This window comes from Acidithrix sp. C25 (genome assembly GCF_904848545.2).
The window spans coordinates 368044-379425 of sequence record NZ_CAJHCI020000001.1; the positions used below are offsets into that span (position 1 = coordinate 368044).

The 11382-nt window shown below is 49.7% G+C and carries 8 protein-coding genes; 2 read left to right on the top strand and 6 right to left on the bottom strand.

The features are described 5' to 3' along the window. Window position 1 precedes the first annotated feature (1 nt). Window positions 2-1600 carry an acyl-CoA carboxylase subunit beta gene (locus ACIDITHRIX25_RS88155; protein WP_052606225.1) on the bottom strand — a complete coding sequence of 533 codons (1599 nt, stop codon included), beginning with the start codon at window positions 1598-1600 and terminating at the stop codon, window positions 2-4. A 200-nt stretch (window positions 1601-1800) separates the two neighbouring features. On the opposite strand from ACIDITHRIX25_RS88155, the gene ACIDITHRIX25_RS88160 reads away from it, so the two are divergent. Beyond that, window positions 1801-3450: an AMP-binding protein gene (locus ACIDITHRIX25_RS88160; protein ID WP_052606226.1), complete on the top strand. Its 1650-nt coding sequence runs from the start codon at window positions 1801-1803 to the stop codon at window positions 3448-3450. Window positions 3451-4273: 823 nt separating this feature from the next. Here ACIDITHRIX25_RS88160 and ACIDITHRIX25_RS88165 read toward each other — a convergent pair. Next, the gene (locus ACIDITHRIX25_RS88165; protein WP_349632142.1) at window positions 4274-4492 is read right to left on the bottom strand and encodes a ferredoxin family protein; all 219 of its coding nucleotides are present in this window, start codon (window positions 4490-4492) and stop codon (window positions 4274-4276) included. Between ACIDITHRIX25_RS88165 and ACIDITHRIX25_RS88170 the strand changes: the two genes are divergently transcribed. Next, entirely contained in the window at window positions 4386-4637 is a 252-nt protein-coding gene (locus ACIDITHRIX25_RS88170; protein WP_249685623.1) for a hypothetical protein, read from the top strand. The genes ACIDITHRIX25_RS88165 and ACIDITHRIX25_RS88170 overlap by 107 nt on opposite strands. 18 nt (window positions 4638-4655) lie before the next feature. Here ACIDITHRIX25_RS88170 and ACIDITHRIX25_RS88175 read toward each other — a convergent pair whose 3' ends face one another. From ACIDITHRIX25_RS88175 to ACIDITHRIX25_RS88190, 4 genes are read right to left on the bottom strand one after another with little or no spacing between them, the layout of a single operon-like run. Further along, a complete protein-coding gene (locus tag ACIDITHRIX25_RS88175) occupies window positions 4656-5984 on the bottom strand; it encodes an FAD-dependent oxidoreductase (protein WP_201732357.1) in 1329 nt (442 codons plus the stop codon). 13 nt (window positions 5985-5997) lie between these two features. Further along, the gene (locus tag ACIDITHRIX25_RS88180) at window positions 5998-7314 is read right to left on the bottom strand and encodes an electron transfer flavoprotein subunit alpha/FixB family protein (protein WP_201732358.1); all 1317 of its coding nucleotides are present in this window, start codon (window positions 7312-7314) and stop codon (window positions 5998-6000) included. Then, the gene (locus tag ACIDITHRIX25_RS88185) at window positions 7311-9341 is read right to left on the bottom strand and encodes a mycofactocin system FadH/OYE family oxidoreductase 2 (protein ID WP_201732359.1); all 2031 of its coding nucleotides are present in this window, start codon (window positions 9339-9341) and stop codon (window positions 7311-7313) included. The genes ACIDITHRIX25_RS88180 and ACIDITHRIX25_RS88185 overlap by 4 nt, the downstream gene beginning before the upstream one ends. A 2-nt stretch (window positions 9342-9343) precedes the next feature. Beyond that, window positions 9344-11335 carry an oxidoreductase gene (locus ACIDITHRIX25_RS88190; RefSeq protein WP_201732360.1) on the bottom strand — a complete coding sequence of 664 codons (1992 nt, stop codon included), beginning with the start codon at window positions 11333-11335 and terminating at the stop codon, window positions 9344-9346. Window positions 11336-11382: the final 47 nt, after the last annotated feature.

The following is an 11382-nucleotide window of genomic DNA, read 5'->3' on the forward strand; positions in this document are numbered from 1 at the left end:
CTTACATCCGAAAGACGCCAAAGCCCTGGCGTCCTTGTACTTGATTTGAGTGTGCTGCTGAAAGTGCGATCCCAAGGACCGTACGGGTATCACGGGGGTCGATGACACCATCGTCATAGAGGCGTGAGGTGATGTAAAAAGCGTGCGATTCGCGCTCTATCTGCTCTTTGATTGCGAGGGTTCGGGTCGCATCGGCCTCTAAATCGAAGTCACGCCCCGCCGCCTCTGCCCCTTGGCGCGCCACGATGGAGAGCACCCCGGCGAGTTGTTGTGCTCCCATCACTGCGAGTTTGGCATTGGTCCATGCGAACATGAAGCGCGGATCAAAGGCTCGACCCGACATTCCGTAGTTTCCGGCCCCAAATGAAGCTCCGATGTTGATGGTGATGTGGGGTACGGTGGAATTGGCGACAGCGTTGATCATCTTCGCGCCGTCTTTTATGATCCCATCTTGTTCATAGGTGGTTCCCACCATATATCCCGTTGTGTTCTGCAAGAAGATCAGCGAGGTGTCGCTCTGATTGGCTAAAAGAATGAACTCGGTTGCCTTCTTTGCCTCATCGCCAAAGAGGACGCCGCGAGCGTTCGCTAAAATCCCCACTGGATAACCATGGATCCAAGCCCAGCCCGTAATAAGGCTTGTGCCATAAAGTGCCTTGTATTCGTCGAAACGCGAGCCATCCACGACTCTGGCAATAACATCTTTGGGGTCCATAGGAATGCGAAAGTCGCCTGAAGCGATACCAAGAAGCTCTTCGGGATCATATAGAGGTGGATCAACCTTCGGCGACGGAGGTGGGCCGAGCTTGCGCCAGTGGAGATCGCTAATGATCTGGCGTCCGATACGGATGCAGTCGAGCTCATCGAGGGCAAAGTAGTCCGAAAGGCCAGAGACACGTGAGTGCATCTCGGCACCGCCGAGAGCTTCGTCGTCAGCGTCTTCCCCTGTGGCCATCTTGACCAATGGGGGTCCTCCGAGAAAGACCTTGGCGTGACGATCGACTAATACCGCGTAGTCGCACATCCCTGGAACATAGGCGCCGCCGGCAGTGGAGTTTCCAAAGACTAGGGCAATAGTGGCGATACCCATCGCAGATAGTGCGGTGAGATCATGAAATAACCGTCCTGCGGGAACGAAGAGTTCTGATTGGGTGGGAAGATCCGCTCCCCCGGACTCCACGAGATTGATAACCGGAAGGCGGTTACATCGTGCAATTTCCAGGGCGCGCAGGTTCTTTTTTAGACTGATGGGATTCATTGCGCCGCCTCGAAGTGTGGGGTCATGAGCAATGATGACGCACTCTACGCCCTCTACTATCCCGATGCCGGTCAAGATACTCGCGCCAACTGCAAATTCGCTACCCCAGGCCGCGAGAGCGGAGAGCTCCAAAAAAGGTGAGTCTTGATCAATTAGGAGTTCGACGCGTTCGCGTGCCAAAAGTCGCCCGCGATTGTGATGGCGCTGGGCATACTTCGGACCACCTCCAGCGCGGACCGCTTCGAGTTGCTCATCCAAGGCGGCGACCGCCGCGAGCTGGTCACGTCGATTTTGGAGATAAGTCTCACTAGAGGGGTCGATAGTGGATTTTAGAACTGGCAAGTGTAACCTCTCTCAGACCAGACGAATGTTACTGGTGATTCACTAAGAAGTACTTTAGATGACGCTAAAGTAGATTCTTGCAATAATTTGGCTCATTTATTGAAAAAATATGGCTATTTCACGATGACCGATGCCAGATTTGCTAGCATCAAGGAAATTAGAATTCACTAGTAGTAGCTATTTTTAGCGGGGAGCCGGCGATGGACATCGATGTGACGAGCCTAAGTGGTCGGCGCGCGATCAATAGATGGGAGCGCACCAGCATTGGTGATGTTATTGAGCGCGTCACTTGGAGCTACCCTAACAAGGAGGCGATTATCGGGTGGGAGGGAGCCTATGGCCACCCCGAGTTTGCCCGCCTTACCTATCGCCAGGCAGACGAGCTCGCCAACCGCTTCGCCAATGCGCTGATTGCTCGGGGTCTTACCCAAAGCGATCGAGTGCTGCTCTTTTGTGAGAACTCAGTTGAAGCCTTTGTGGCTAAGATTGCTATCGCCAAAGCTGGTGGAGTGGGGGTTCCGCTTAATCCCTCGCTAGCACCTGATGTAGTGGCAGAGCTAATTGCTCGAACACAACCACGTTTTAGCGTGGTTGACTCCGAACTTTGGGTGCGTGCAAAGGAGGCTTTTAGGGCTGCGGGCTTAGGTGTGGATGTAACTATTCCCATCGGCGGCGGCGCGATAGATTCAAGCCTCACCTTTGGCGACTTCGTGGCGGGCTATCCCTCTAGCGAGCCCAAGGTGGTCATTCACGGCGATGACATCTGGGAGATACTGTTTACCTCTGGCACTACCGCGCTTCCCAAGGGGGCGATGATAAGCCACTCCGGCTCGGTTATGGGTGCCTATAGCTTTGCCCTTACCCTAACTCGGGGTATTCACATCGAATGTGACCTAAAGTTGGCGACCTTTCTTCCAATCATCTATCACGTAGCTGACCAGGTCTTTACTTTTCCAGCCTTTTTCAGCGGTGGGACCCTTATTATCGGAAGGCGCCCGGTAGCGGAATCGATCGTAGCGGCAATCACCCAAGAGAAGATTACCGCACTCTGGGGTGGATCACCAGCGATGGTAAATGCTCTTGCCAAAGTGGTCGCGACCGATAGTGGCGAACATGATATTTCTAGTCTCAGTGTGATCGTCTATGGCTGGGCGGCATTGTCGCCTGCGACCCTTCAAATTCTCAAAGAACGCGCCGGCACCGATCTTGTTGCAGTAGAGATCTTTGGTCAAACTGAGTGCATATCCTGCCATCGCTTTTGGCCAGATAAATGGCCTGAAGTTTATGAGAGAACTGCACCGGAGCACAACTACGTGGGGGTGCCAAACCCCATGCTGGCATCGGTGGTCGTTGACGCTATGGGCGAGTCACTCGAGGGCCAGCCCTGGGTGGCCGGTGAGGCGATCTATCGATCGCCAGCTGTTACGGCAGGATACTATCTCGATGCCGCCGCCACCGGAGAAGCCTTTCGTGACGGATGGTTTCATTCAGGGGATAGCTGTGTCTATGACGAGCAAGGTCTTCGCATTATGGTCGATCGCTTCAAGGATATAGTGAAATCTGGTGGTGAAAATGTCTCTACGATTCGTGTGGAAGCGATTTTGCACCAGCACCCCGGGGTGACAAAGGCTGCGGTTATTGGAGTCCCAGATGAACGTTGGGGCGAGGCGGTTACTGCAGTGGTGGTTCCCCTCGAACTCGGAGGCACAAGCGAAGGCGAGATCATAGCTTTTTGTCGCGAGCGCCTCGCAGGCTTTGAAACTCCGAAATCGGTAATCTTTGTCGAAGAATTGCCAGAGACGGTGGGTGGCAAGGTCTTGAAATACAAACTCCGCCAGCAGTTTCGCTAAAATTGCTTGACCAATAAAAAACAGCCCTTCGTGATTGGCGAGCGGCACACTGACCCAATCACCTAGGCCCTGCCTCATGTTATCGTTTTCTTTGCATTACAATCAGGCATTACAATCAGGCATTACATTTGCGACTTTGGTAATCCAAGGCCAAGCCCGCTTGGCCAGCTAAATACCCAAATGGTCATTTCGGCATTCCAAAGCTCTTTATAAGTGGTTTGTGTAATTCTATGCCAATACGTTTTTCTTATCAACTAAGCCATTTCTAAATGACAGTTTTGATATTCCGCGGCTTTACTGGCCAGTTCGCTCACTTGAGGATTCCTAGCCATCCCGAGTCCTTGATGGAAGATCTACTGTAGCCAAAAATAGGGCGAGGATCGATAGTGGTCCCTTTCAGCAAATGCACTGACGTCTTCCGCCCCAACAACTGCTGATACTAATTATTAGCCACATAAAATGGGATAAGCACGGCTCGGCAATGGGTCGCGCTTATCTGACTAGCTCACGCCGGTTTTTTTTTGTTAATTGTTGGAGTTTCACGGATAAACACAACAAGATAATAGCACCATTTCAGGGGTAATGCAAGTTATCATTAAAACTAGCCAAAAATTAGGACACTACATTCGCAACCCAAAAAGACCTAATAGCCATCTGCGAGGGCTTATGTAAATCACCTCAGTGGAAAATCGTCCAGAATCGCCTCGAAAGGGGCCAATTGGCGCGATTCTTCGGGAATTCTGCGAAAGATGGGCCAACGAAAAGTCAAAGAAATAGGCAAGGCGCTGCACAAAGTTGCGACTTAGCTAGGTTGTCTGCGTGACTAGGAGTGCAAAAAGTCTACCCCATAGCCGCCAGTTGGGTAGTTCCATGTGATTGCGCCCTCTTGGTTGCAGACCAAATAGCAAGTCCCACATTCAAAGCAGTTCTCGTAGTTGAAGATCATCGAACCATTTGAAGTTTCAACAAATAATGAGGCTGGACAGGCTATGAGACATCGACGATCTGAGCAGCTTTCACAGATCGTTGAATTTAAGACTATGTGGGCTTTAGGTGAGATCCTAAAGTTCACACTCTCAAGAACATCATCGACGATGATTTGGTCATTTTTCTTTGGAGCAACTGTGGTTTTTGGGCGGTTGAATACGATCTTTGGGGAGTTGTCGGGCGTCATCTTCACCTTGTAGTTTCATTGGTAAATTTATTCATTTGAACGATCGAAACCCTCTGATTCCTAGTTGAATCAACTCTTTCTTTGAGATCTTGTTTGCCTTTATCGCCGAGAATATCGCCTTTGGAATACCAACCTTTGGGAGGGGGTCTCGCACTTTGAAGAGTTCGTCAAAGATGTCGCAAGCGAGTTTGGGCATCTTGTTTTGTACGATTGGAGACATCACCAGCTCTGGGGCTGATTGAAATCTAGAGTGATTCTTACCCACAAAGCTCTCATCTATCTGTCTCTTGTAGATCGAGAGGCCCTCTTTTGTAACGTCGCCTTTTCTAATAGCTTGTGCGCTAGCCCTACCGGCTAGATCTCCTGATGCTATTGCATAGTTGACACCTTCGAGCCATATGCCAGCCGCTAGGCACATAAATCCACTGTCACCAGCGATTAAAAGGCCATCGCTATAGAGCTCGGGCCAACCTTTTTTTCCTGCTTCAGGAATCAAATGAGCGCCATATTCTAAGTCAGTTCCACCTTTTATGAGGTCTTTGATCGATGGGTGGTTGCACAACCCAGAGAGGATCTCCTCAGGACGAACTTTAGATTTTGAAAAAGAATCGAGCGAGAGGACGACACCAATTGAGATCGATGACCGATTGGTGTATAAGAACCCCCCTCCGCTTACTCCCATGGTGCACCCAAGGATCTCAATATCGGTGCCCTGGAAGCTATTTGGCTGATTGAAGCGTTCGTTTATTGTGGTCTCGTCTAGTTCAATTACTCTTTTGACCCCAAGGGTGTAGTGGTGCGAGCTGAGCTCGCTAAAGAGGCCAGCCTCTTTAGCTATGAACGAGTTCGCACCATCGGCTGCGATCACCACCTTGGCGCTAAGTGGAATATCGCCCCGATCCGTATAGACAAGCGTCTTTGCGTTTTTTGCAAGGGAGCGATCTAGGGAGGTAACTGTCGTTGCATTTAGCAGAGTGGCGCCTTCTTTTACCGCTTGGTCGGCCAACCAAGAGTCAAAGAGGGAGCGCTTTACGGTAAATCCATTTGGAATCTCATCTACCCAGTTGGGGTTGTCAACCACCAGTGAGGTGGATCTATTGCCATCTATTGCCATCGTAACTCTTCGTGAGATGGCTCGTTCTATCGGGGCATCTTCTAAAAAGTTAGGAATTAGCTCCGATAAGATAGCAGGGTAGACGACCCCGCCAAAGAGGTTCTTTGAGCCAGGAGCTCTTCCTCGTTCTATTAGACATACCGAAAGGCCCAACCTGGCAGCGCTAATTGCAGCGCTTGAGCCCGCGGGGCCGGCACCTACCACGATTACGTCCCATTCGACATTTGGGTTATGGTCTTTTGTCAACTATGGCCCTTTGTTAGTTCGAAGTGGTGGAAGTGGCATTAGATGTTACTCGAGCTATTATTGCCTCGATCACCGCTGTTGCATCTGCTTTTATGGATAGGTCGGCCGAATTTGTAATTGGCGCACCCTCATCTATATTGATTGAGATCATCTCCTGGGCTCGAGCGATTCCACCCATGTGTTGAGGCGCCCCAGAAACTCCAAAGGCCACATAGAGTTTTGGCTCTATCGAGATGCCAGTAGTTCCAATTTGCCTATCGTGGCCACACCAACCAAAGTCAAAGGCTACCCTTGTGGCCCCGTATTGAACCTCAAGGAGTTTGGCTGCTTCTACCACTTTGGCAAAGGCAGCTTTGGATCCAACTCCGGCTCCGATTCCAAAGACAATTGGAGCATCGAATAATCCAGCACTTTGATCCTTGGCAACTTCGATGACGGTGGTCGAAATTATAGGGTCACCCTTATCATTTGTAAGTTGCCAGGTTTTTGATGTTGCTAACTCCCCAATCAAATGCCCAAGGCATTCTCCGTCTTTATAGATGAGATGAGTGCTAGTAAGAAGTGGTAGTTGCCCGGGTGCACAAGATTCGTTGTTGTCGTCATTGTCATTATTATTGTCGTTGGCTTGGCCTTTTGCCAGTTTATTTCCCATGGCATTTGCCAGTTCGTATGCTAAGTCATTGGCGAGATTGTCTTCGATTTCGCCGGGAATATCGGGGGAGTCTGTGGAGGATTGCATCGATGGCACTTGGCTTGAGAGATGATCTTCAATCCATCTCATTGCGTGGTTAGCGGCGATGCTGAGCTCTTGGGATTGATTAGATTTGGCTCCTCTGTGGTCGTTATGGAGGTAGTAAGCGATCAGGTTGTTTTGAGCGATGGGGTAGCAGCGGATTTTTTTCGATCTCTCTCTGACTCTAAAGGCTTGAGCTCGTACCTCTTCTAAGGGTCCGATAGCGAGTCGATTCAATGTTGCGCTTAGACGACCGGCTAATGCGATTATCTGAGCAGTTCCGACGATTACGACATTTTGATTGGCGTGTCTTTGGATCAATTCGCCAAGGGCCGTTGCTTTGGCCTCACAGGAGTCGTCTTCTAGGATAAGGAGATTGACGCGTGCTTTTTCTTGGGCTTTGGAAAGTGACAAGAGCGCCTCTTTTAGGGCTGAGCGATGGACCATGATCGCAAGATTGATTGAGATCGATCTTGAAGAGATCGCATTTAGTGGACCCGGTACATATGGCCCATCTATCACTACGATTATTTGTGGATTTGAAGTTGAGGGGTTATTTGACGGTCTCGAGTTAGGCGATAGTTTGTTTTTGATCACCTAAGGGCTCCAAGGCGAGATGAGCGAGATTCCCCTAGTAACAAAGCAAGACTTTGGGGTGCTCTTTGGCCCTCTAAGATCGCGCTATGTGCGCGCCGAGGCGACAATGCGTCACCAATGGCAATGGCTGGAATTTTGGCTTGGAGCGCGTGATGGTAGAGCTCGTTGTTGGAGCGTCTATGGGTGGCTAAAAAGAGATGATCTCCATAGATTGAATCGGTCTTACCGATTATATGATTTAGGGTTCCAAGGGTTTTTTGAGCGACATGGGTTCCAAGGGTATTTCGCAAGAAGGTAATATTTCGTCCCGCCATCGACGCCCTCCACAGCTCCAAGTCCAAGGTAACTCCAAGGTCTTGAGCAATAACCATCGAGGGGGTGATAAAGACGACATTTACCCCCCGGTCCAAGAGATAGGTCGCAGCCGAGGTGGCTTGGTGAAAGCCTAATTCATCAAAGATGATTGCGGTCTCACCTGCCTTGGGCTGGACCCTTTTCTCAAAGAGCCAGTTGACGTCGCTGATGCTCATTTGATCTTCGTCCGACCCCTGATAGTCAGAGATCCAATATGGTTTGTTGTGTGATGAGCCAGATGCCACAACTATTGCATCCGCATTGAGCTCCGCTAAATCGTCTTCAGTTATCTTGGTGTTGGTGGTTATCTCAACTCCAAGTTCTCGAAGTGCATTTAGCTGATTTCTAACCAGGTCGCCAATCTCGTTTCGAGCGGGGAGACTAGCGCCAAGAAGGATTTGGCCTCCGGGATTTGGGCTCGCCTCAATTAGGGCAACTATTGCGCCGGCTTGACTAAGAGAGATAGCAGCCTGTAGGCCAGCGGGTCCCGCCCCGATAATTGCGACCTTTGGATAGTCTTGGCCCTTTGCTTTGGATCGAAAGTTCACCTTTTCTTCGGGAGTTGCCTCTCGTCCAGTATTTGGATTTTCAATACAGCCAAGCCATCGATTGAGTCCCATGCGACCAACACACTCTTGATTGCAAGAGAGGCAGTACCTAATAGCTTGAAGATCCTTACCCTTTGCTTTATTGGCGAAGTCTGGATCAGCGATCTGTCCTCTAACGACTCCGACTAGATCGCAGTGGCCTAAGGCGATTGCCTTATCAGCTTGAAGTGGATCTTTGAATCTTCCAACTCCAACAACTGGTATCGAGACCTCTTTTCGAATGGCGCTTGGGATAAAGAGGCTGTATCCAGGTGGTATCGCCATCGAGGCTTCGATGGCAAAGAGAGAGGCGGTTGCAACGCCAATGGAGCTATTTATGTAGTCGACTGACTTTGTGGCATCGACCGCTTTGGCGACTTCAACCGCTTCGTCGATTCGCATCCCTCCTTCGATTAGCTCATCTCCACAGATCCGAACACCCAGTGCCTTGTCGGGGCCAATAGTAGCGCGAACACGATCGATAATCTCGAGCATTAATCTCGAACGATTTTGAAGATCCCCGCCCCACCTATCTGAGCGATGGTTGGTCGCGCCCGATAGAAAACACCGCACGATCGAAGAGTGAGAGCATTGAAGCTCGATCCCGTCGAAACCTCCCTCGATGGCATTTTTGGCTACGTTGGCGTATCCATCGATCACTTCGAAGATCTCATCTTCGGTTACTTCGTGGGGAACTTCTCTAAATAAGGGGTCATAGATTGGCGATGCTCCCCAGACCGCTCTTCTTGAGTACATACCCGATGCTTGAGAGCCGTTGTGGTTGATCTGTGCGAAGATTGGCGTTCCATGAGCGTGAACTGCGTTAGTAATAGCCCTGTATCCCTCGATTACTTTTTTGTCGAAGCCGTGGATCAGCTTTTCATAGGGCCAATCGGTGGGATGGACCGAGTGTTCCTCGGTGATGATCAGACCTGCTCCACCATTTGCACGGGCTTGATAGTACTTTACGTGTTGGTCAGTCGGAAGCTGATCAACGGCATAGTTGGTTAAATGCGCCGAGAAGATTATTCGATTAGAAAGCGTGATTGGCCCAAGTTTGAGGGGTGAAAATAGGTAGTCGTACACCTCTAGTGGCCCCCTTGATTTGTAGATGCATAGAGTTTTTCGATGACTCCCTCGATCGCGACTTTTGCGTCATAGGTTGCATGGGCCAGCGTTCGTGGAGCTTGTGCGTCACCGATTAATTCAAAATTAAGATCGCGCCATCGTATGTCATTTGCCCTATAAGGCGAAGCATCGACGATAATGTCACAAGGAATCTTGATTAATTCAGAACTAAAGGAGCTTATCAGGTGGAGTCCGTCGTGTTGGACTATTGGGGAGACGGCCTCGTAGGTGACTTCGTTCCCACTTCTAAGTAGTCGATGATTTGCGCCAACTAAGTCATTGGTAAGAGAGAGGCCTGTGCCAATGATTGAATCAGTGGTGACAAAGTGAAAGGAGATATTTTGAAGGATCAAAAAGTCAGCTAGTGCAACCGCGGTCTCGGCTCCAATTGGATCATAGATAACTATCGATTTTCCGGCGAGCTCTTCTGCCGTACTAAAGAGCTCAATTGGCGAGATTACCCTTGGCCCTAAATCGAATTGTCCAAGGTCGCAATGGATTGGAATGGTGGTATTGAATTGAGAGCCTGATGCAATGATGATTGGGTTTAGGGACGACTGTCGCTCCATCAATTCATCTGGATCCACCTCGTATTCTAAGAGCAATTTTATGGGGCTCTCATTGATCTGTTTGATGTAGTAGCTGAGAAGCGCCTGCATGTGATAGTTAGGGTGAAATGGGGAGTATTTTGCCAATAGGCCACCTAGATGCGAGCTAGCTTCATAGATGGTGACTTGGTCGAAGTGACCAACAGCCTCAAGAGCCGCGTGCATGCCGGCTATTCCACCGCCGACTATAGATAGACGTGGCTTGGGCTTGTCCATTAAATTTCGATGCGTCACAGACTTTATCTGGGTCTTTGGCTGGGTGTCCTCATTTCCGACGCGTGGGTTTACAGTGCAATAGATCGGAGGGTTTCTGGAATCTCTCACGCAGCATCCGCGATTGCATGCAATACATGGGGTTGGTGCAAGATCTTTGGCTGATTTGGTTACGAACATGGAATCGGCGATCAAGACTTTTGTTAGATCGACCAGGTCCGCACCTAGCTCATTTAGAGCGAAGTTGGCATCTTCGATCGTGTAGATTCCACCACCAAAGACGATTCGGGGGCGTGATTCGACCTTTGGCGGCATCCTCTTTATGGCATCAGCCATGAAGAGGATGCCAGCGTGAAAGTCTGGGTCGGTCTCGCTTTGACTGTAAATTCCACCGCGCTCGATCGCGATGTAGTCAAAGCGATCTCGAAATTGATCGGTAATTTCGTGAGCATTTTCGGGGCTGATTCCTCCCCAAGGGGCTAATTCGTCGATCGATAGGCGAAGGCCTATTAGGCGATTACCCATAATTTTGCGAGTCGCTTCGGTGAGCTCGTTCAGAAGCCGAAGCCTATCAGAACCATACTCGTCGTCTCGGACGTTGGTTAGCGACGAGAGAAATTGGCGAATTAGAGAAAACTGTCCTCCATTGATCTCAATACCGTCACAACCAGCCTCGAGTCCGATTTTGCAGGCATTGCAAAAGCCATTGATTATCTCTTTGATTTGATCTTTCGACGCACCGGTACAAAGCTCTCGTGAATTTGTCTCTGGAAATGGGCTAGGTCCCAAGAGGACTTGTTGAGAATACGCACTTGAGCCTTGGCCACCGCTATGGCTTAATCCAAAGATTACCTTGGCGTTAGTTTCATGGATTTGGTCGACGAGGCCACGAAGAGATGGCCCAAGCAGAGGAGCAAGTGGAGCATACTCATAGGGCCAGTCATCACTTGTAACACTGGCGTATTCTGTGACGATTATTCCAACTTGGTTTATCGCTCGCTCTTTTAGGTAGCTTATGTAGCGTTGGCTGAAGCGGTCTCTTCGATTTAGGTTTGTTACATGTGGGGCGTGATATGATCTGCTTGAAAGTTCATAACTTGAAATTTCATATTTATCAAAAAGGCTCTTCAACTATCTGGTCCCAAGTTCGGAATGTGCGTCTTTATATTTATAGTCCA